The organism is Pseudomonas sp. SIMBA_041 (genome assembly GCF_046535095.1).
In the GTDB taxonomy this organism is placed as follows: Bacteria; Pseudomonadota; Gammaproteobacteria; order Pseudomonadales; family Pseudomonadaceae; genus Aquipseudomonas; species Aquipseudomonas mucoides.
The window spans coordinates 1-266 of sequence record NZ_JAWRXJ010000393.1; the positions used below are offsets into that span (position 1 = coordinate 1).

Annotated in this window: 1 pseudogene; it reads right to left on the reverse strand. The window is 64.3% G+C overall.

Annotation, left to right across the window (positions count from 1 at the left end):
* A pseudogene (locus SB725_RS31625) lies at positions 1 to 266 on the reverse strand (hypothetical protein); the annotation flags it as partial.

Genomic DNA, 266 nt, shown 5'->3' on the forward strand with positions numbered 1-266 from the left:
TTCCAGGTTGGCGCCGAGCACGTAGGTGACCGAGGAGCGCACGGTGTCGATTTCGCCGGCCAGGGTGCTGGTTTCCAACACCACGTCGCCGCTGTTGTCGACGATGTAGGTGTCGTTGCCCGCGCCGCCCGTCAGGGTGTCGGCGCCGGTGCCGCCGTCGAGCACGTTGTTGTCGGCGTTGCCGGTCAGGGTGTTGTTCAGGCTGTTGCCGGTGAGGTTGAATGCGCCGTTGCTCAGCAGCAGCACGTCTTCGACGTTTTGCAGAT